Here is a 20,597-nt window from a genome sequence, read left to right as displayed (position 1 = left end):
GACGAGTCTTTGATACTCGTGAATGAGTCTTTAATACTCGCCGACGAGTCTTTGATACTCGTGAATGAGTCTTTAATACTCGCCGACGAGTCTTTAAACTCCACTCTTTTGCCCTCCTACCCTCTGCTCAAGAACTGCTCCTGTTTTCTCCCTCCACTCTTCAAGTGCATCTAGTTGAAACAGGAGTAGTTCAATACCGTAATATTTGTTTGTCCGCCCCACTGGTTTCATACCCAATCGTTCTGTTACACGGATTGAGGCATGATTTTCTGGCTTCACTACGGCATAAATTACTGGCAAGTTCAAAACATTAAATCCGTAGTTGAGCATAACTTGTCCTGCTTCTGTTGCATACCCTTTACGCCAAGAAGCTTGCCTCAAGTGCCAGCCTACCTCATAATCTTGAGTAGGTAAACCATTGTTGTCGGGCAATTGTAACAGAAGGATAGTTCCTACAATTGTTGTAGTTTCCTTTTCGACAATTGCCCAAGATCCAGTACCATTGTTGCGTCGGTGCGCTCGCTCGATACCTTCAATTAAACGCTGACGCTGTGACTCAACACTTGTAACCAGAGAAGCTTTACCAAGAAAGTGCGTAACTTTGGGGTCATTATAAATTACAAACGCTTGTTCGGCATCGCGTTCGGGTATCCAACTGCGAATAATCAAGCGTTCGGTTTCCAAAAGATTTGTCATCTTGCTTTTGGCTAAAATAAATCACCATTCTGCAAAATACTAAGATACTTATGGTTGAGCAGTCAAAAGTTTTGTAGACAATTACACAAATCAAATATGGCGATCGCTATGCTATGAGCAATTATCCAGAAGTTCAACTACTGTTGGCTATGCGATTGCAAATTCTGAATCTTTCCGCAGTTCTTCAGACCGGAACCCTAAGACAATCCGATCCTTTGTGATACCTGCTTTTACTAATTCTGTTGCTACCCCCTCTTCAGTGCCATCACGTTGAATCCAAATTTTGCCATCAATAATATCAATGTGAATCAGACAGCCGTGAACGCGGCGAGTCACAGTAGGAGATAAATCATATGCTGGTTCTCTTCCCAAAATCATCAACAAGTAACGGTCTTGTTCGCTGTCGAAAACTGTTTCAAATTGAATATTGCCAATGCTGAAGGGGATTTTTGTATGCTCAATCAGAATATTCCGAATTAATTGCCTGTACTGCTCCAAGGTATCCATCTGAAAATAACCTCTTGCTCTAGTTGAAATACAACGATATGCACTTTGTAATCCTCTATCAAAAGTTTAGCAATTGGTTCATCAAAGATATCGGCGTATACTTCGTCACGAACAGCGAGATAGAGGACTCGTTCAGGATTGGTTCTAGTCATCACAGAGCGGTATGCAAGATACTGTCCCAGCGCGTGTTCGATATCAGTCATGTCCGATACACTGCGAAACGTTTTAATCTCAACGGCTATCCACTGGCCTTCCTTTTGGGCAGCAATCAATTTCTCTGCACCCAGGTCAACATACATATCTCTTTTTCCCCACTTCAGATGAAATGGATCGTCGGTAATCGTCCAGCCATCTTTAATCAGGGCATTTTTGACGTTTTCGTGGTAACGGTCTCTAACTGGCATAAATTACTCGAATTACGAATTAGTACCTTCGACTTTTGCCACTTCCAGCATTGTTTTTAAAACCGAATCTGGATTGAGACTAATTGAGTCAATTCCTTGCTCAACTAAAAACTGGGCAAATTCTGGATAGTCGCTGGGTGCTTGTCCACAAATGCCGATTTTGCGATCACATTTTTTCGCCGCTTCTATGGCCATTTTTACCATTCGTTTCACAGCTAGACTGCGTTCATCAAACAATCTCGCTACCAAGGCTGAATCTCTATCTATCCCCAATGTCAGTTGAGTTAAATCATTAGAACCAATCGAGAAGCCGTCAAATACCTCAGCAAATTCCTCAGCCAAAATAACATTACTGGGTAACTCGCACATCACATAAACCTGCAAGTCGTTAACACCTTGCTTTAAACCATTTTTTGCCATCTCTGCTAAAACCAAACGCCCTTCATCAGGAGTGCGACAAAACGGAATCATCGGGATAACATTCGTCAAACCCATTTCTTCCCTTACCCGCCTGATGGCATGACATTCCAGGGCAAAAGCTTCTCTGTAGCCTTCATCATAATAACGCGCCGCCCCCCGCCAACCCAGCATTGGGTTTTCTTCATGGGGTTCAAACTGTCGCCCACCTAATAAATTGGCATATTCATTACTCTTAAAATCTGACATTCGCACAATCACTGCTTTGGGATAAAATGCCGCAGCAATTCTACCTATTCCTTGGGCTAATTTATTTACAAAATATTGGGGTTTATCGTCGTAAAGTGCAGTAATTTCAGCAATTTTAGTTTTGGCAAATTCATCTTTTAATAAATCATAGTGGAGCAATGCCATTGGATGAATTTGAATTTGGTTAGCGATGATAAATTCTGTCCTTGCTAAACCCACCCCATCGTTAGGAATTGCTGATAAACTCAATGCTTCTTGAGGATTACCGACATTCATTAAAATTTGAGTCCGAGTACGGGGTAAGTTCTCTAAAGGAACTTCTTCCACTTCGAAAGGTAATAAGCCTGCATAAACTTTTCCTTCTTCTCCTTCAGCGCAAGAAATTGTTACCTCTTGACCAAGTTTTAAGATTTCTGTAGCATTGCCGCATCCCACGATCGCAGGTACACCTAATTCTCGCGCAATAATTGCTGCATGACATGTCCTGCCCCCAGAATTAGTAACAATTGCACTAGCGCGTTTCATAATTGGTTCCCAATCCGGGTCAGTTCTCTCTGTCACCAAAACTTCTCCGGCTTGGAACTGGTCTAGTTTGTGAACATCTAAAATTAGCCGTGCTTTCCCTTGACTAATCGCTTCTCCAATCGCCCGCCCCGTAACAAGAGGGATTAGGGATTGGTAATCAGGAAGTGAGGAGTAGGAAGATTTTTCCCCATTCCCTATACTTCGGCTTCGCTCAGTACAAGTTCCCCATTCCCTATTCCCCAATACCAACCGATAACTCCGCAACACATTTCCCGTCTTCTGCGACTGCACCGTTTCGGGACGCGCTTGCACAATAAAAAGTTGATTTGTAATTCCATCTTTTGCCCACTCAATATCCATTGGAGTAAAAACACCGTGGACTTGAGAATAATGGTCTTCAATTAAACACGCCCAAGTTCCTAGTTGTAAAATCTCTTCGTCACTCAGGGCAAATTTACCTCTTTCGCTGGGTGAAACAGAGACATTTTTTGTAAATTTTGAGCCGTCATCATAAATCATTTTCAGTTCTTTACTGCCCAATTTTTTGTCGATAATTGGGCAAAAACCAGCTTTTAAAGTTGGTTTAAAAACATAATATTCATCTGGATTTACAGACCCTTGAACAACGTTTTCACCTAAACCGTAGGCGGCTGTAATCAGTGCAGCATCCTTAAATCCGGTTTCTGTATCAATGGAGAACATTACCCCAGAGGTTGCTAAGTCAGAGCGCACCATTTTTTGCACACCTACAGCTAGAGCAATGCTAAAGTGGTCAAATCCCTTGGTGTGACGATAAGAAATGGCGCGATCTGTGAATATGGAAGCAAAGCATTTATGACAAGCTGCTAAAACTCCTTCAGTGCCGACAACGTTAAGGTAAGTTTCCTGCTGTCCAGCAAAACTAGCATCTGGAAGGTCTTCGGCGGTGGCGCTAGAACGGACTGCAACATCTGTCTCTGCATTGTATCGTTCACAAAGACTCTGGTAAGCTTTAGCGATCGCCTCCCGCAATTCTACAGGAAATGGGGTGTGGATTAATAGCGATCGCGCTTTTTTTCCCCGTTCTCGTAAATTATTGACATCCTCAACATCCAAGTCAGCAAATAGTTTGCGTAGCTTTGCTTCTAAAAGAGCCGATTTAATAAAATAACGATAAGCGTAAGCAGTAGTGGCGAATCCAGTGGGAACGTTAATACCTTTCGGCGTTAGCTGTTGAATCATTTCGCCCAGTGAGGCATTTTTACCACCAACTACGGGAATATCAGCAATACCAACTTCATCAAACCACAAGATGAGCGATCGCTCTTGAGAAGATTGAGATAATGTGCTTTTAGATACTATAGTCATAATTACCTTTTAAGTTTATGCTCAGTTTGTCAGCGCCTAACCGCTAGTACCGCAAGGCGGAAATCAAAAGTTAAAATTCATAAGTCAAAAGTATTATATAATTTAAGCTATTTAACAATTTTTAACTTAGTTTATGGGTTAGTATAATTTTCGACTTGATACCCAATTCCCAATACTTTGGCTTACCTCGGCTTACTTCGACTACGCCCCTCGGCTTTGCTTGGGCTGAACTTAGTACAAGTCGCTCGGCACAAGTGCGAGAGTACAAGTCTTTAATCCCCAGCGCTGCACTGAGTTTCGACTTTGCAAAAATCGAGTTTCGGCTACGCGGTAATTGAGTTTCGGCTACGCGGTAATCGAGCGGAGTCGAGATTCAACTGCGGCCAAGTTGAGATTCAACTACCGCTTGTCGTACCTCTTTGGGGAAGCAAGCTACGCAAAGCGTCTCGTTGGCGCAGCCTCTCGTAGAGAAGAGAAGTGTCTCCAGTCCCCTTTACTGGTTGCTCTTCTATTTACACCGTGGTGTACTAGTATATTTTTCCTATATTCAATTTTAGATATTACAGCTAGTGGCATGATTTTGAATTGTGCAATTAAATACCAAACTATAGTTCATATAAGACTCATATTTGATTTTTGAAAAAACTCAGTACACCTTTATTCCTTCTTCCCAGTCTCTACAAGTAATTTAGGAATCAAATCGGATTGCTATAAATAACAATTATTCTGGATAATAGCTGTATCATAATATCGGATGCAATGCATAATGGCGCAACTAGAACGACTGCTGAAAATGGCAGAAGATGAGCTAACTGAGTACAGCACTGATGCCCGCAAAATTGAAAAACTACGGCGCAAAATAGGTTTGTCGGTATCCGCAGCCGAACAGCGACAAGTCAAAGAGGCATTACTCGCTACTAAGCAATCTTCTAATATGATTACTCAAATTGTGGAAGAACAAAGGCAAACAGCAGCTTTACCATTTTGGGGAATTGCTGGATTGGGTTTATTATTCGGAATTTCTTTAAATCAACCCATCTGTTTGTTAGCTGCTATAGTTGGAACTGTATTAGCTTTTAGGATTCAAAAATGGGGTTGGCAATTGCAGGCAAGTCGTCTATTGTTACAAACATTGGAAGATATTGAAGCGCGTATTGCCCAACCGAATAAGTAATAAAACAGATCCATTTTATAGAGAAAATCTCTCTATTTGTATTTTAATATACAAATTCATCAACTACTCACTTGATTGACACCTCGTAATTACTTAACAATTCCTTTAGAATCACCATAGCAAAAAAAATTAGATATTGGATTTGATTCAGATATTTATTTATTGAAAGCGACGGGAAACTCCATCCCCGGATTTTGTCTTGCTACGCACTCCGTGGGTGGATGAGGTTGTTCTCCCTGTCGCTTGGGGCAAGCAGGGCAGTGGCCAAACAGGTAGTTTCTTCTCCATGCCCCATGCCCAAAAACTCTAGAGAGCAAGTGGCGTGAAGTTTTTCATTCTTATTGCCTCTTCACAAAAATTGTGTAACTAGGTAGATGTGAGGCATCTGTTTGAGTTTTTACAAGTCGCCAGTCAATATCTATATATAAATGCTCAAACACTTGAGAAGGTGCTAAATATGGTTTTTGAAACTCATTAGCATTATTTATCTCTATATTTCCTAATTTGAGGGCTTTAGGCAAAGCCTCTTTTGCAGCATTCAGTTTGACTTTAGTATTAACTACATTAGTAAACCAGTTGTAGACTGATTCTAACGTTAGAGGAATTTCTCTATTTTTAAAAGCCTGAAATCTATCAATGTTTTGAAGATCCCATTTACCATTTTGAACTCCATATTTTTGGAGTATCATGAAATCATAAGCTGGTAATTTTAATTGAAAATTATCGGATAAAGACGAATCTTTTCCCAGTATATACCGAGCTATACTCGCACAGTAACCATCATGCTGGAAAATTTGGAAGGACTGCTCTTGTATTCTTTGCGGTAAACTTTCATGAAACGATATGGTAGACCAGATTGGTGTCCAAACACCCACTAAAAGCCGTAATTGCTCTGTAACACTAACAACAGGATTGTATTGATTTAACTTGATAAAATAGGGAAGTAATTCAGTTTTATAAAAATTCATTTCGGCATTTAAACTTTCTAGTTCCCGACCTTGAACTCTTGCTAAAATTTCTTTTTTGACTTTTAGTGTTTTTTTAGCACTTAATTTATCTTTTAATAAGAGGTCGAGCATTACTATTTACCTTTTTCTAATTTTTTTAGATGACTTGGTTAAGAATTAAAAACTGGTGAGTTTAGTGCTCATAAAGGTTTATGCATCCTTTACTTTTGTAAAAGGTAGAGCCTCTTAGCTCCTCCTTTTGACAGTTATTAGGTATTTATGTGCTTGATATTATCTATATTTTATTTATTCAGAAAATGGTGTGATCCAGATCACTGTAAATTAATACACTATGGCAGATACTGCGATTCAACACCCTTATTTGTGTATTTTTTGTTACTTTAAATTTATAAATAATGAAAAGTGAAGAATCAAAATTTTAATCCTTCACTCTTCATTACTCATTCGATATTTCTACGATTCTCTTCCCGATGCCCAGGTATCACGCCATTTTACAGTGCCTTCTTTGGCAATCACCCAGCGACGATTTACTAGATTTTCGCGCAGAGGCGATCGCCCTTCCCGCCACATGGCATATTTGTAAGCTATGAGATTTCCGGCACTTTCATCAAAGGGAATCTCAGCAAACCAAGTATTAGTGTTGATGTACTCTAGGGGATAGGCTTTGCCTATATCCCAGTTACCTAACTCTGGGCAATCTCCTGTCACCACAATGATTTCACCAGGTTTGGTTTCCACACCATTGAGTTGGACGCGGACAATTGTTTGTGCTTTGATCCGTTCGCCAACGTGGCTGAAAACAATCACTCCCCTTTCTTCTAGTACTAAGTTATAAATCTTGCCATCTTTTACCTCATACTTGTTGCGAGTTATCACGCAGGTATGTTCTCCATCGGGCAATTCTGTTTCTACTTCTGGTAAAGTAACTTCTCCTCCCCGGTTTAAAGCTACAAAACACACAGAGTCACGATAACGGCGTACAAAGCAGTAAACATCCGCTGTTAAGTATTTTTGCCAATGGCTACCCATTGATACGGCTGGATTCAGTCGCCGTAAGCCAGACAGCAGTCTGACACAACGATAAATCTCACTCTCAGTATCCCAATTTTCCATCATTGGGCGGTTATAGGGGTCGTTACCGCCATCAGTATCGTTATGCAGATATTGTTCTGTGCCGTAATATATGCAGGGAATACCGCGACAGGTCATAATTAAGGCGATCGCAACCTTCAGCATCGCTGGATCGGGGTTTAGCGATTGGAAACGGCACATATCATGGTTATCGATGAAGGTAACTAGCTCTGTTGCCCCTTTATAGCGATAATCTTGATCGAAAATGTATTGAATCGTTTGGAATCCCATTTCTGAACCTTGTCCCAGTGCAGCTCGAATTGCTACACACAGTCCAAAGTCTAGAAGTGTCATACCTGAGTGGTTAACAAATTCTACTGAGCGCTCGTCAGTCGGATTACTATAAATCCATTCACCAAAAATAAATACATCTGGTTTGTGATTCGTCATCTCGCCGGTGAATTCTTGCCAAAACCAAATCGGCATGTGCTTGACAGTATCCACCCGCAGTGCATCTACACCCCGGTCTAGCCATTGTTTAATGGCTGACTTGATATAGTCTCGATATTCAGTATTATTTTCATTGAAAGTTGCTAGACCAGATAATTCACAGTTCTGCACTTGCCATTCGTCTTCCCAGTTTTGCACTTCGCCATAGTGGTGATACCAATTATTAGCATCATCATTGAAGTCAGCAATTTTGACACCATCATCATACAATTCACCTTTGCTACCGCTAGTATCAGGTGTACTATGGTTGCAGACAATATCCAGCACTAGCTTCATATTGCGCTTGTGCAGTTCTGTAATTAACCGATCAAAGGTTGTATTTTTTTCTTCTTGAGTAGCGTTTAAAGAAGGGTTTTCTCCGTCAGCAATGTATCGAGGATTAAGCCGTTTAAAGTCTTTTGTCCAATAGCCATGTATTGCTGCATTGCCAACAAATAACTCTTCAACCTGCTCGAATAGTGGAGTTAGCCAAAGAGCAGTAACTCCCATATTTTTGAGATAATCTAATTTATCGATGACACCTTGCAAGTCGCCACCCCAGTACTTACCCCAATCTTGTCTAGTTGGATCGTACAGTTCCGAGTTTGCACCTTCGCTGTTTTCTGCATCGCCATCATAAAAGCGATCAACTACGAGAAAATAAATTGTTTCCTGACGAAATTCAATATCTCTGGTGTAAAGGAACTCTAAAGCAATCTCAATATCTAACTGTGGTTCTTGTATAAGAGCTTCTACATTTTCCTTTGCCGGATCTACTTTATATTGCTCTGGTGAAAACTGAGATGGTGGGGTTTGTACCATAAAAAACTCAAAATTTCATGTAATTCACACTTGTAGAACCAACAGTACAACGTTTCGAGTATTGTCTGCTACTACAAATTTTGGCATTGTGACATCCTGCCTATGGTGTATGTATCTATCGCTAGCTAGTTTATAATTCTATCGATAGATATAATTCATCTGCTGGAGGATAAACATAAAAGGACATAGCAGTTATTTACGATAATTGCTCGGTTACAAAAATTTACAATATTTAATTAGATTGACTTGCGGTAAATATTGAGCCTAGCTCGTGTTTAAGTGTATATTCGAGAACATATTTTAGAATACCTCAACTCCTGGGAAATTAGTTGTAAACAAGCTTTTGTTACACCCAATCAATACTGAGTCAACCACGTATAAGCCAACTTTTTCTCTAGAAGATTCGCTCCATTAGTAAACTGACCATTGTCACTTTCAATCTGTTATTACTATCAAGGAATTAATTCAGGTAGCATTTATGACCAAATATGACAAGGTTTTTAACTCACCAAAGACATCAGAGGAATCACTGAGTCCAGAGGAAGCAGTGGCGGCGATCGCAACTGTCACTGCGATCGCTGATTCATTGATTGAAGATGTCGATGCAGAAAGTTTAGCGGGTATCCTCTGGGAATTTGAGGTTTTTGAAGAATACTCAGAAGATGAAATTGTAGAAATTGTTGATAGACTCATCTTCATTGCAGAAGAAGAGGGAATCGGGGCTTTGTTTAATACTGCCAAAGTATCTCTCTCAGATGAATTAGTACTGGATGGTTTTGCAGCTGGGGTAATAGTGCTTTTAGACGATGATCTCGCCATTCCCAAACCAAAACAAGCTTACCTCAAAAAGCTACAAGCAGCCTTGGAACTTGAGGATGAAGAAGCAGAGGAAATCATTAAGGAGGTAATTGCAGCCTTTAAGGAAGCAGAAAATGAAGAATATATAGACGATGAAGATGAGACAGTAGTCATCGAAGATTTTAGCGAACAGACATATCAATCTCCTTTAGGTAATTTTACCGTACCGATTCCCGTTGATCCGCAGCAGGGCGGTAGAATTCAAAGTCAGGAAGGAGTAGTTGGCTTTTCTGATGACATCGGTACTCTGCTAAGAATCGATTATTATCCTTTCCCTTTGGAACAATTAGATGAACTGGAGTCTGTTGGACAAGAAGAATATTTAGAAACAATTTTAGTAGACAAGTATGTACCGCAGGCGATTTTTGCCAATGTCCCAGATGCTTCTGTGGAGTATACCGAATATCTGAAAGATACTTTGCGAGGTGCTTACTATGTATTAATTGATATGCCCAAAGGTTCCACGATTTCTAAGCAAGAAAATAATGGAACTGCTATGAGATTAGATGCGTACCGGGGGCTGCTCACCTTTATCAGGGGTGAATTTTTGTATATAGTTAGTAGTCAGCACAGCTTTACTAACGGCGAAACTCCCGATTCTATTGAAGAAGAAGCTGAAGATATTAAGGAGAGTATTTTAGAGTTTGTTGAGACTATAGAGTTCACTTAGTACAGCTTTAGGTAAAAGCGTAGCGTTTTGAATGCAACCCGATGCATTAACAATGCAAGCCAACGCATTAACAATGCATACCAACGCATTAACAATGCATACCAACGCATTAACAATGCAAACCGACGCATTAGGATTGCGGAGTATTGCAAAATTTAATTCGCTACGAATTATAGATGCAGTGCAATATGCAGACAATGCCATCGCTAAATGTCTCAAACCGATTCAGGCTGATTAATGACTTCTCATTGCTCTCCCTTCCAGCGCTCTGTGCCATAGATAAACTGGGATTGCTCTCCCAAGGCTTGACCGTGTTTCCATAGCCGCATTCCCAACGCCAGTTGATCGCCTTCCCAGGCAAAGAGTGCTTCCGAGACATTCTGATGATCCCTCAGAGCATCGACGAGCGCGAGCGCGTTTGCTGCCGCTTTTGAGGTACTTGCTGCGGTGTGTGGGCGGGGGATGAACGCTGCATCTCCCACTAAGGCAATGCGATCAAAAGCCATTTGGGGTACACCCAGATCCAAAATGGCTTGCACAAACGGTTCTTTTGTTGCTGCCACTAGCTTTTGAAACGGAGTAACTAAGACTCGGTTTGCATACGATCGCATCTCTTGTTCTACAGATGGCGCGATCAGACCGGGTGGAATCGAGAAATCTCGACGCTTGCCGTGCTTATCAGTCAGAATGTGCGGCAATTCAGTTGTTTGATCGTAATTGACATACCACACCCAATTAAAGCGACGTTCTCCCGGCACAAGCGATTCATTCTCGCCTGGAATGACGTATTGCAGGATGTGTGAATTGGGAAACTGATAGAACACAAAGCGCTCGGTAAAAATGGCAGCCGTTTCTGGGTCTAGTTCCCATTCATCGACTAAGCCGCGATAACCAACATAGCCTGCATACTGGGGCGTGTAGCTAGGCAGCAGCAATTGGCGGATGGTGGAATTCGGCCCATCGGCTCCTACCAATAAATCGCCTGTCTCACGCGTACCATCCCCAAAGATGGCTGTCACCTGATTGGCGTTTTGCTCAATCTGGCTCAAGCATTTCCCTTGATGGTAATGCTCATCTGGAAACTGCCGCCGCATCGAAGCGTAGAGCAAGTTCCAGGAGGTCAAGGTTTGACGCATCGGCATTCGTTGAATGCTGCCATTTTGCTTCAAGTAATAGCGCTCTTGCGCCACGACACCCAGGTTGTCCTGGAGAATGCCTGCACGTTGAAACGCTTCAATCACATCAAGCTGGAGCACAATGCCGCCGCCGCGACTGTCGAGCGTATGAGCCGATCGCTCATAAATATCGACCTGCCAACCAATTGATCGCAACAGGGTTCCCGTAAATAGCCCCGCCAGCGAGCCACCGATGACAATGGCACGACGATCAGTAGCGTTCATCTGTTTTCCTCCAGATATTGATGCACAAACGTAACTGCCATCGCCCCTTCTCCCACAGCAGAAGCGACACGCTTGACTGAGCCGTGGCGCACATCTCCTGCGGCAAACGAGCCAGGAACACTGGTTTCTAAGAAGAACGAATCGTATTCACGAAATTTTGGCTGTGTCACCCAACCAAGTCGTTGAGCAATTTCTCGAATCGAAGGCGAGAAGAGTTGCGTGCCATCTGGAAACTCAATTATTGGCAATCGGAGATCGCTTAGGGCTGAAAACCCTAGTTCGCGATCGCAGTCTTGATCATTTGTAAGTTCAATCCAATCAAATTCCACCACACTGCGATTCAGGAAGTCTCGAATTTTATAGGCTTCTGCTGAATTCGGTAAACCATAGAGCCGAACTTTTGCAGCAGATTGTCCAGTTGTATCGTTCATCATTGTTTTATGATTATTGATTAGGACTTACGCACACTCTACGAATACTTGGCGCTCTTGGCGTCTTGGCGGTTCGATAAATTAAGCTTTTTAGCAATTTTTGCGTAAGTCCTGTTGATTTGAGTTGTGATTGCAACGGGCGTGATTAAGCGGTTGCTAATTCATTCACTGCTTGGTGCAAAGCTGCCAGAAAGACTTCAACTGATTGCGCTCCAGATATGATTTCTCGACCAATGCAAATGGTCGGAACACTATGAATTCCTTGGGCGTAGGCGTAGCCCGCACTTCGACTGCGCCCTTCTCTACGAGAGGCTTCGCCAACGGCTACGCTCAGGACAGGCTCAGTGACCGTCGTAGACATCGCCTGTTGTTCCAAGTCTTTGACTTCTTGAATTCCTGCTTCTGACTCCAGAAACGCCTTCACTTGAGCAGCATCAATCCCGATCTCTGCTGCCAAAGTTGCTAGAGTCTCAACATCGCCAATGTTTCGACCTTCTGTGAAATAGGCATTGAGAATGCGGACAGCCATCTGTGTCGCTTTGCCCTGATTGCCTGCAAACCAGGTCAATCGATGTGCTTTCAGGGTGTTGGGTGTGACAGTCATCAGGTCGTAGCGGAAGTTAATATTATCAGCTTGTGTTGCCTGCACCGTTTTTGCGTCCAACCCTTGCGAGTATTCCCAACTGCCAAATTTGCGAGTGCGATAGGCTTTGCGATCCATTCCGGCTTCTGGCATTTGCGGATTTAGCTCAAAGGGAAACCAGAGGTATTCAATCTCAACAGCAGAATTTAGTTGCGCGATCGCTTGATTCAACCGCGTTTCTGCCACTAAACACCAAGGACAAATGAAATCAGAAGTAATTGCGATCGTCAGTGTCATCGTTGCCTCCTTTGAGACTGTTCTGCAACTGTTGATAGTTTCACTTTAATTTCATTTGAAAAGAATGTTAATCTACTAAATACGCTAAACACCTTTGCGTTTTTTGCAAGAATCAGTTTAGGGGGGATGCGATGGATCAACTGGCAGCGATGCGATCGTTTGTCAAAGTCGTAGAAACTGGTGGCTTTTCGGAAACTGCACGGCAATTAGGTTTAGCCGTCTCCTCGGTGACGCGCCAAATCAATTCCCTGGAAGCGATGCTGAACACTCAGTTACTCAACCGCTCCACGCGTAGCATCACGCTCACACTACAGGGGCAGAAGTATTACAACAAAGCCGTACAAATTCTGCAAAATGTGGAAGAAGCCAACATTTGTGTTATGGAACAGGGTGATATTCCACACGGTACTTTGCGAATCAGTCTGCCTGTGACTTTTGGGCGGCTGCACATTGCTCCAATTCTGAGCGATTTTCTGATTCAGTACCCAGAAGTGAAACTTGATTTACAACTGAGCGATGGACTGGCAAACCTGGCAGAAGCCGATCTAGATTTGGTCATCCGCATCAGCAACCTTGATCGTTCCAATGCCAATCTAATGGTTCGTAAACTGGCGACCTACGATCGTCTAGTCTGCGGTAGCCCAGCCTATTTTAAGCAACATGGTAAACCGAGTCATCCCAACGATTTAACTCAGCACAATTGTTTGCTGTTTGCTTATTCCACAAATCATCAAATCTGGCGCTTCCAGCGTGAGACAGAAGTGTGTGAAGTCAAAGTGAGTGGATCTCTAGTGGCAAACCACTCAGAGATGCTGCGTCAAGTTTGTTTAGATGGCAGTGGTTTAATCTTGATGCCAACCTGGTTGATCGGCGAAGATATTAAAGCTGGACGATTGCAGGCAGTGTTGTCTGATTTTCAAATTTCTCCACAAACTGATCCAGATACAGGTGTTTATGCATTGTATTTACCCAATCGTAAGCACTCGCTACGTGTTCAAGTTTTCATGGATTTCCTGATTCAGCAATTTGGCAATCCGCCCTACTGGGAGACAGAAAGTTAGGCTTGTGGCACTTTCCACTCAGACGGTTGATTTGAGCATCCTTGTACTCCCCCAATCATTAGGTACGCCCGTTCTCAATTCAGTGTCCATGACTCATCAACTCATCTGATGTACATTTGGTAAGGGCGATGTCTGACGACAAGCCCGGAGAAGACAAGAAGTCTCCGGCTCCGCAGTTAGTGTCTACACTTGTAATTTTCATGACAATAACCCTGCTGAACAATCGCTATCAAGTTATTCAAGTAATCGGTGCTGGTGGGTTTGGTGAAACCTTTCTGGCAGAAGATGTCCATATGCCTTCTCGCCGTCGCTGTGTAATTAAGCAACTCAAACCGATAACCAATAATGACCCGCAAACCTACCAACTTATCCAACAGCGCTTTGAACGGGAAGCAGCAACCTTGGAGTTTTTGGGTGAAAGTAGTCATCAAATTCCGAAACTCTACGCCTACTTTTCTGAAAACGGGCAATTTTACCTTGTCCAAGAATGGATTCACGGGCAAACCCTGACAAAAATTGTCGAAGCCAAAGGATTTGAGAGTGAAACTGCTGTTCGGCAAATTCTCTTGAGTCTGCTTTGGGTCTTGGATTATGTCCACAGCAAAGGCATTATTCACCGAGATATCAAGCCAGATAATATCATTCTCCGTTCTGTTGATGGCAAGCCTGTTTTAATTGATTTTGGTGCAGTCAAAGAAACAATCCGTTCAATGGTGAATTCTCCAGGATACCCCACGCGATCGCTTGTCATTGGTACACCTGGGTATATGCCTAGCGAGCAAGCCGTTGGCCGTCCAGTTTACGCCACTGATATCTACAGCTTAGGTTTAACGGCAATTTATCTGCTGACTGGTAAACACCCCCAAGAATTACCAACCGATCTCAAAACTGGAGAAATACTTTGGCAAGATCGCGCCCCTCATGTCTCTTCCCAATTGGCGGCGGTACTCAATCAAGCAATTAAGCCTCATGCTGGCGATCGCTACAGCACTGCCAGTAAGATGCTATATGCCTTGCAGTCAGATGCAAATACTTCCACAGTAAGTTTTTCTCCCACTGCTACATCAACTCGACAAACCCAACCATTATATTCCTCGCAAAAAAATTCTGCGATCGCACGGTCTTCCTCTGATGGAAACTGGCAAAAACCCGCTGTGATTGTTGGTAGTTTGCTGATCGGTGGCTTGCTTGGTGCAGTAGCAATTTCTAACATCACTCGTCAGCAACAACCAGAAACAACCATTGCCACAAATCCCACCCCATCGCCAGAATCTTTGCCTTCCACTGCTGCATCTCCCAATTTGCGTGTTTCTTCGCAAACTTCTCCAGTTCCAGTTCTACGGACGTCACGACCAAAACAGCCAGTAATTCCCGATCCTTTGCCAACCTCTAATCCTCCAGTTGTATCCATACCACAGCCTGAACCAGAGACTATAACTTCAGATAATTCAGCACCATTAGCAGTATCCACACCACAGCCAGAACCAAAGAATGAGGCGATGCCTGCGGGGGGCAATGCCAACGCACCTGCCACGCCAAAAGCGCGTTCCAGTCCACAAAACAACGATCAACCGCCCAGTAAGTTAGCTACCACTAGCAGTAGGCAAAACGTTCCCGCTTTTCCTACAGGTACACCAAGAAGCGCCGTAGAAGCTACCCTCGGCAAACCAAATCAAGATTTAAGAGGTGCATGGGGCAAAACCCGTGCTGTAGTTTACAAACTAGTGCCAAACAAAATTGACCTTGGCTACTTATTTGATCGTAATTCTAAAGTGCTGCGTCAAACTGAGGTATCTTTTGCCCAATCGGTAGACCCGCAGGTAATGGAAGCTACCTTGAATGGAATGTTAGATGGGCAAGCCACTGAAGATATTAAGCACGGACTCAAACAGGTACAACAGCGTCAATCTGATAATTTTAGTTTTAATAATGGCTCAATCAAGGGTCAAATTATCCGTCAACAATGTGATTTTATTTACATTAGCATTTGGGATATAAATTTACATGATTTTGTTAGTCCATCAGCAGCCAAACAGTGTTAATAGCTTACTTGTTCGCTACTCCATAGATTGGGCAACGATGTAGAAAGGAAAAATTGTAAATGAGTGAATATATAGAAACAGTAATTGTCGGAGGTGGACAAGCTGGGCTTTCAATTAGCTACTACTTGACCCAGCAAGCTTGTCAACATATTGTTCTTGAGCAATCACCTCAAGCAAGTAATGCTTGGCGCAATCAGCGTTGGGACTCTTTTACCCTGGTGACCCCCAATTGGCAGATTCGACTACCAGGAGCAGAATATCAAGGCCACGAGCCAGATGGTTTCATGACCCGTAACGAAATCGTAACTTACTTAGAGCGATACGTGGAGCGCTTCAACCTACCTGTGCGTTATGGTATCCAAGTCACAGCAGTAGAACAAAATTTTACAAAAGTAGGCTATATTGTCAAGACCAGCAGTGGAATATTCTCAACGACCAATGTAGTAGTGGCTACAGGCCTATTTCAGCGCCCTAAAATTCCATCTTTCAGCATCACTCTTCCAGCACAGATAAAGCAACTTCATTCCAGCGAATACCGCAATCCAGAGGGGTTACCAGTTGGTGCGGTGCTAGTGGTGGGTAGTGGACAATCGGGCTGTCAGATTGCCGAGGAGCTTTATCAGACCGGAATCAAAGTATATTTGTGCGTGAGCAGTGCTGGTCGCATACCTCGTCGGTATCGGGGCAAAGATATCACTTGGTGGATAGACAAGATGGGGTCTTATGAGCAGACAGTAGATAAGCTACCGTCCCCGAAAGCTAAGTTTAAGGGAAATCCGCATTTATCTGGTAAAGGTGGCGGTCATACTCTCAACCTGCACCAATTTGCGCGAGATGGGGTAGTGCTGTTAGGTCGTATTCAAAGTGTATATGACGGCAAGATCGTATTGGCTGGGGATCTTAAAGAAAATCTGGCCAAAGCGGATAAGTTTGAAGTCGATTTGCTCAAAGATATTGACGACTGTATCGAGAAAAACGGTCTGGATATCCCCAAAGAAAACCTGCTTAATTTGCGGGATGGCTATGACTCCGAAGAGATTTTAGAGTTGGATTTAAAATCCAGCGAGGTGACTAGCGTGATTTGGGCTATAGGCTACAAGTTCGATTTCAGCTTAATTCACTTGCCAATCTTAGATAGTGATGGCTATCCAATTCACAAGCGTGGTCTCACAAATTATCCCGGACTTTACTTACTAGGTCTACCTTGGCTGCACACCGTGAAGTCTGGTCTTCTGTTGGGCGTTGGAGAAGATGCGGCCTTCATTGCATCAAAGATTGTGGCTCAAGAGCAGAAGAAGTAATTTTGCATTAGTAAAGCAGAATAAATCGGAGTGTGTTATTTGATAATAATAGGACTTACGCACGAGTTACTGAATAACGAACCGCAGAGGCGCACAGAAGCCAGTGCGCCCTTGCAGTTAAGAGACTTGTTCGCTCTTAGCGTTCCCGTAAGGTAGCAACTGGCGCGACACGGAGAAATCAGAGTTTGAGAGATATTTTGTGTAAGTTTTAAATAAAATGGCTTTCGCAAGATTTTGTATTCTATAAGACAGATTCAGTATTCAATATAGTCGTGAAAAAATGGGCTTTACTTAGGCTATAATCAACACAATTTCGGTATTTTAAAGCACAAAAACCCAGTTTTTAGAATTAGTGTATTTATCTTTTAGGTTTTGCAACTAAACCTATGAAAATCTATCTTTTCCATGCCCAATGCCCCTTTTCAAAACTAAGTTTAAAATTCTTAATCTTCATAAAGTTATAAATACCATTATTAACTTTTTAATAATACTTGTCTCAACTTCTACATTAATGTCGTCAAGTGCGATGGTAATTGTGTAATCTAAAGACAGCGAAGCTAATTATTCAATTAAGGTCTGATGACTCCTACAATCATGCGTCAGCTTTGGTCAGTGGTTGAAACTGCCCAAGCCAAGCTCCTCTTACAACTGGATGATGCTAGCTTGGTGCAGTGGTTAGTAAAACAAACCGAAACACAAGTGTTGTTAGATTCTAACGAAACTGATTATCTGTACCACTACATTCAATCTCGGCTAGCCCTTATACGTGATATTGCTCATGAACGTCAGTGTTCATGATAGCAAAATCACGATAATTTAATTGATAGTCAAGTGTTATTACTATTGACTATTGGCTTTTTAGGAAAATAACCTTCCACTAAGCAGTCAGAGCCGACTACACGCCAACGAACACGTTCTAAAGACAACGCCTCAGTCATGGTAGTAAAACCTAAATCGCCCACGGGTGTGGGAGCAATGTTACCACCAATGATTTTCGGGGCAATAAATGCCAAAACTTTTTGGACTGCTCCTTGAGCGATCGCACTAGCAGCTAAGGTTCCGCCACATTCCCACAAGACGCTACAAAAACCCTGCTCATATAAGTACACCATTGCCTTATCTGGTGTAAGTGATGTTAATTCCACCACCTCCACCCCCTGCTTGAGCAACAGTTCTTGGAAGTCGGGATTAGCACCCTTTTGTGTCAACACCAAAGTTGGACCATCCGCAGTTTGCCACAGATGGGCATTTTCCGGTAAGTTGAGATGGCGACTCATCACCACCCGCAGGGGATTATGTACTTCCACCTGACGGGTAGTTAAGTAAGGATTATCTTGTCGGACTGTATTACCGCCGACAATTATTGCATCGCAAGCCGCCCGCAGTTGATGTACTTCACTGCGAGCTTCTGGGCTTGTCACCCAGGCGCTATGACCAGAGGTAGTAGCAATTTTGCCGTCTAAAGTCATGGCATATTTTAAAATTCCTAAAGGTCGTTTGTAGAGAATGCGATGTACAAAAGCTTCATTTAGCTGATGACAAGCTGATTCTTCTACTCCTACCAACACCTCGATTCCTGCAGCACGTAAACGGGCAATACCACCTCCAGCTACCAGGGGATTGGGATCAACCATACCCACTACCACTTTTGCCACTCCTGCTTGGATTAATCCTTCTGAACACGGGGGAGTACGTCCGTAATGATTGCAAGGTTCTAGGCTAACATAGATTGTTGCACCACGAGCGCGATCGCCTGCTGCTCTCAAGGCAAACACTTCTGCATGAGGCTCACCTGCACGAGGATGAAAACCCTCGCCGACAATCTCGCCATCCTTGACAACCACCGCTCCCACTAGCGGATTTGGCGAAGTCCGTCCTAAACCACGGCGAGCAAGTTCCAAACACCGCAGCATCATGCGAGAGTCAAAGTCACTTCCGATCTTTTCCTTTGGTGGTGAATTCAATCCAACTGCTGACTCCACTAGATGTATATTTTCTTGAGTGTAATTTGCTAAGGATGCATCTGCTTGAGCGACCACTAGGAAATTATCCATAATTTTAGGCAACACTGTAAATATTCTGCACGCGATCGCACAGCCTTTTTACAGGAGAATCGCGCTTTACTCGTGATAATTAAACAGAGTCAAATCTAGGCGCTATTATTTAGCTGTCTTAACTTGTATCAAGTTGTAATATTTACAATTCTTCTTACAACTTTTTTTATCTATTTGAACCACAATCTCCTGTAGGGTAGCACAGCTAGCTGTACTACCCTAGTATTTACAGCGTCGCTACAAGTTCCTTTAAGCGATCACGTCCGTCGCGAAAGACAGGCCAACCATCCCCCACTAGCACTGCTTCTACACGACTCAGTTCTGCTAACCTGCGAATAGAAGCAACAGCTTCCTCTCGATTCAGCAGCTTATCATCCGGCAATATAGTTAAACTACCTGCTTTGCGTGCCCTGACTAAATCCCCTGTAATCAAAGTTGTCTTCTCCAGTAACAGAGCCAATTCACCGGGAGTTTTCGAGCCTTGGAGTTCAATTACCTCCAGTCCTGGTACGAACTCTTCACCATCAAACAGCCAGCGATCGCAAGGTATAGGGAAAGTATCTTTTTCTGCCACAGGACCTGCTATTTTAGCATAGGTTTGATCGGCAATTTCTTTAGTTGCCCTGACATGTTCAGAATTCGTCAGCACAATCCAAACTACACCACCGAGGGATTTTAGATGATTCCAATCATGGTTTGATAGGGCTACTGGGTCAATCAAGATGTTGCCATCTGGGCGAATCCAGGCAATCCCATTGAAATCAATATTTCTTGCCGGATTGAAATTAGACCAGCTATAGAGATCGGGACGGTGCAAAGATTTCATGATGATTCTGGATCAGTACTTCAGTAATTGACTATTTATATCAATAATTAAGTATATAGATTATAAGGTTGCATTCCCTCTGAATCTGAAATTTGAATATACTACAATAAGTTTATCGGTATTATGCGTTATATCCGCTTTAGAAAATGCTCTAGCTTGAAAATTGGCTATGCATGATGTGCATGAATATGATCATGAGCGGTTCTGATTTCATGGAGCGCACTTGTATACTCTGCGCCCAAATGTACGATGTCTTGTGAAATTAATAAGCAATAATACGAAAATGATGGAATGTGCAAAAAGTCACGCTTTTTCGGAACTTGAGGACTTACCGTGAAAAGTCAGAATTAGCAGAAGTTTCTCTGCAACCTAATATTCAAGCGCTCAGATTCTTCAAGTCTGGGC

18 protein-coding genes are annotated in these 20,597 nt (G+C 42.8%); 7 read left to right on the top strand and 11 right to left on the bottom strand.

Translation table 11 applies throughout. The features are described from left to right. Nucleotides 1-93: 93 nt before the first annotated feature. The 4 genes from V7L20_RS25645 to ppsA all read right to left on the bottom strand — a co-directional run bounded on the left by V7L20_RS25645 (nucleotide 94) and on the right by ppsA (nucleotide 4,145). Nucleotides 94-696 (bottom strand): GNAT family N-acetyltransferase, encoded by a 603-nt coding sequence (locus tag V7L20_RS25645; RefSeq protein WP_334746778.1) that lies wholly within the window; start codon nucleotides 694-696, stop codon nucleotides 94-96. 147 nt (nucleotides 697-843) lie between these two features. Then, nucleotides 844-1,203 (bottom strand): XisI protein, encoded by a 360-nt coding sequence (locus V7L20_RS25640; RefSeq protein ID WP_334746777.1) that lies wholly within the window; start codon nucleotides 1,201-1,203, stop codon nucleotides 844-846. Further along, entirely contained in the window at nucleotides 1,173-1,607 is a 435-nt protein-coding gene (locus tag V7L20_RS25635) for an element excision factor XisH family protein (protein WP_334746776.1), read from the bottom strand. Before V7L20_RS25635 ends, V7L20_RS25640 begins: the two co-directional genes overlap by 31 nt. Nucleotides 1,608-1,619: 12 nt before the next feature. Continuing rightward, complete coding sequence (gene ppsA, locus V7L20_RS25630) at nucleotides 1,620-4,145, bottom strand: phosphoenolpyruvate synthase (RefSeq protein ID WP_334746775.1); 2,526 nt, start codon at nucleotides 4,143-4,145, stop codon at nucleotides 1,620-1,622. 766 nt (nucleotides 4,146-4,911) lie between these two features. Between ppsA and V7L20_RS25625 the strand changes: the two genes are divergently transcribed. Then, entirely contained in the window at nucleotides 4,912-5,319 is a 408-nt protein-coding gene (locus V7L20_RS25625; RefSeq protein WP_334746774.1) for a hypothetical protein, read from the top strand. 338 nt (nucleotides 5,320-5,657) lie between these two features. Here V7L20_RS25625 and V7L20_RS25620 read toward each other — a convergent pair whose 3' ends face one another. Continuing rightward, nucleotides 5,658-6,398, bottom strand: coding sequence for a hypothetical protein (locus V7L20_RS25620; RefSeq protein ID WP_334746773.1), 741 nt, complete (start codon nucleotides 6,396-6,398; stop codon nucleotides 5,658-5,660). 342 nt (nucleotides 6,399-6,740) lie between these two features. Then, the gene (locus V7L20_RS25615) at nucleotides 6,741-8,669 is read right to left on the bottom strand and encodes an alpha-amylase family glycosyl hydrolase (RefSeq protein WP_334746772.1); all 1,929 of its coding nucleotides are present in this window, start codon (nucleotides 8,667-8,669) and stop codon (nucleotides 6,741-6,743) included. 478 nt (nucleotides 8,670-9,147) lie between these two features. Between V7L20_RS25615 and V7L20_RS25610 the strand changes: the two genes are divergently transcribed. After that, on the top strand, nucleotides 9,148-10,197 hold the full coding sequence (locus V7L20_RS25610) for a hypothetical protein (protein WP_334746771.1): 1,050 nt from the start codon (nucleotides 9,148-9,150) through the stop codon (nucleotides 10,195-10,197). Nucleotides 10,198-10,228: 31 nt separating this feature from the next. Further along, entirely contained in the window at nucleotides 10,229-10,435 is a 207-nt protein-coding gene (locus tag V7L20_RS25605; RefSeq protein WP_334746770.1) for a hypothetical protein, read from the top strand. Between the two features lie 7 nt (nucleotides 10,436-10,442). Here V7L20_RS25605 and V7L20_RS25600 read toward each other — a convergent pair whose 3' ends face one another. The 3 genes from V7L20_RS25600 to V7L20_RS25590 all read right to left on the bottom strand — a co-directional run bounded on the left by V7L20_RS25600 (nucleotide 10,443) and on the right by V7L20_RS25590 (nucleotide 12,908). Continuing rightward, nucleotides 10,443-11,597: an FAD binding domain-containing protein gene (locus V7L20_RS25600; RefSeq protein ID WP_334746769.1), complete on the bottom strand. Its 1,155-nt coding sequence runs from the start codon at nucleotides 11,595-11,597 to the stop codon at nucleotides 10,443-10,445. Next, on the bottom strand, nucleotides 11,594-12,031 hold the full coding sequence (locus tag V7L20_RS32855) for a hypothetical protein (RefSeq protein ID WP_442943632.1): 438 nt from the start codon (nucleotides 12,029-12,031) through the stop codon (nucleotides 11,594-11,596). The genes V7L20_RS25600 and V7L20_RS32855 overlap by 4 nt, the downstream gene beginning before the upstream one ends. 142 nt (nucleotides 12,032-12,173) lie before the next feature. Then, a complete protein-coding gene (locus tag V7L20_RS25590; protein WP_334746768.1) occupies nucleotides 12,174-12,908 on the bottom strand; it encodes a DsbA family oxidoreductase in 735 nt (244 codons plus the stop codon). Between the two features lie 131 nt (nucleotides 12,909-13,039). On the opposite strand from V7L20_RS25590, the gene V7L20_RS25585 reads away from it, so the two are divergent. The 4 genes from V7L20_RS25585 to V7L20_RS25570 all read left to right on the top strand — a co-directional run bounded on the left by V7L20_RS25585 (nucleotide 13,040) and on the right by V7L20_RS25570 (nucleotide 18,110). After that, nucleotides 13,040-13,969 carry a LysR family transcriptional regulator gene (locus tag V7L20_RS25585; RefSeq protein WP_334746767.1) on the top strand — a complete coding sequence of 310 codons (930 nt, stop codon included), beginning with the start codon at nucleotides 13,040-13,042 and terminating at the stop codon, nucleotides 13,967-13,969. A 200-nt stretch (nucleotides 13,970-14,169) separates the two neighbouring features. Beyond that, nucleotides 14,170-16,011: a protein kinase domain-containing protein gene (locus V7L20_RS25580; RefSeq protein ID WP_334746782.1), complete on the top strand. Its 1,842-nt coding sequence runs from the start codon at nucleotides 14,170-14,172 to the stop codon at nucleotides 16,009-16,011. A gap of 59 nt (nucleotides 16,012-16,070) precedes the next feature. Continuing rightward, entirely contained in the window at nucleotides 16,071-17,312 is a 1,242-nt protein-coding gene (locus tag V7L20_RS25575) for an NAD(P)-binding domain-containing protein (RefSeq protein ID WP_334746766.1), read from the top strand. Nucleotides 17,313-17,891: 579 nt separating this feature from the next. Continuing rightward, a complete protein-coding gene (locus tag V7L20_RS25570; RefSeq protein ID WP_334746765.1) occupies nucleotides 17,892-18,110 on the top strand; it encodes a hypothetical protein in 219 nt (72 codons plus the stop codon). 29 nt (nucleotides 18,111-18,139) lie between these two features. Here the strand turns inward: V7L20_RS25570 and ribD are convergent, their stop codons facing one another. Together ribD and V7L20_RS25560 are read right to left on the bottom strand one after the other, a co-directional pair. Next, nucleotides 18,140-19,366, bottom strand: coding sequence for a bifunctional diaminohydroxyphosphoribosylaminopyrimidine deaminase/5-amino-6-(5-phosphoribosylamino)uracil reductase RibD (gene ribD, locus V7L20_RS25565; protein WP_334746781.1), 1,227 nt, complete (start codon nucleotides 19,364-19,366; stop codon nucleotides 18,140-18,142). A gap of 226 nt (nucleotides 19,367-19,592) precedes the next feature. After that, on the bottom strand, nucleotides 19,593-20,192 hold the full coding sequence (locus V7L20_RS25560) for an MBL fold metallo-hydrolase (RefSeq protein ID WP_334746764.1): 600 nt from the start codon (nucleotides 20,190-20,192) through the stop codon (nucleotides 19,593-19,595). Nucleotides 20,193-20,597: the final 405 nt, after the last annotated feature.

It is taken from the genome of Nostoc sp. (assembly GCF_036916735.1).
In the GTDB taxonomy this organism is placed as follows: Bacteria; Cyanobacteriota; Cyanobacteriia; order Cyanobacteriales; family Nostocaceae; genus Nostoc.
This window is presented reverse-complemented; position numbering and strand designations above follow the sequence as displayed.